This is a genomic window from Cellulomonas bogoriensis 69B4 = DSM 16987, assembly GCF_000767165.1.
Classification (GTDB): Bacteria; Actinomycetota; Actinomycetes; order Actinomycetales; family Cellulomonadaceae; genus Actinotalea; species Actinotalea bogoriensis.
Window position 1 is genome coordinate 1 of the sequence record NZ_AXCZ01000501.1, and the last position, 332, is coordinate 332.

1 protein-coding gene is annotated in these 332 nt (G+C 56.3%); it reads left to right on the forward strand.

Annotated elements, in window-relative coordinates; translation table 11 throughout:
• Positions 1–332 (forward strand): hypothetical protein (locus N869_RS18680; protein WP_232229906.1); only part of this gene is annotated, 332 nt, incomplete at both ends.

Below are 332 nucleotides of genomic sequence, written 5' to 3' on the forward strand. Positions count from 1 at the left end.
GATCTCGAAGAACGGGAGAATTTTCTCGAACTAATCACACACCTCGTGTTCGCACTCGGTGCAGGAATCTTGATCTTGGGGACCTTATCCGGCATCCTCTTCGATACTCTTGCAAATACTGAGTTCGGCTTGCTCACCGCCCGTGTGATCAACGTTGGGGTTGCTGCACCCTTCCTCGGGCTGACGATGGTCTGGGCTTTTCGCTGGACCTTTGCGCGCCGCGACCTGGCACGCAAACGCAGACCTTCGCAGTTGTCCCAGCCGGGCAACCGAGACCTCCTATATGCAGCACCTATCGCCGCCCTGTTCGGAGTCTTCTTTGCACTGGTCTA